General features: G+C 59.4%; 1 pseudogene. It reads left to right on the forward strand.

The window, feature by feature from the left end:
• Nucleotides 1–128: pseudogene (locus DDE76_RS19410) on the forward strand (IS3 family transposase); the annotation flags it as partial.
• Nucleotides 129–254 lie beyond the last annotated feature (126 nt).

Here is a 254-nt window from a genome sequence, read left to right on the forward strand (position 1 = left end):
ACGCAGCCGTTCAGGCCGATGAAGATGTCGTTGGCGCTTCCCAGGTGCGCGATCTGGAAAAGCGCGTGCGTGACCTCGAGCGCATGCTCGGCAAGAAGACCATGGAAGCCGAGGTCTTGAGGGAGGCGGGACTGTCAGTAATTTCGTGTGTGGCGGGCGATTGCATATTACGCCGCCATGGCTCGGATGAAGCGCTCGCCGAAGATTACAGCGAACTGCGCCTTGGCCATGGACCATTCACGTGGCGGCATTTT

Origin of the sequence: Devosia indica (assembly GCF_003056405.1) — a bacterium.
GTDB classification, from domain to species: Bacteria; Pseudomonadota; Alphaproteobacteria; order Rhizobiales; family Devosiaceae; genus Devosia; species Devosia indica.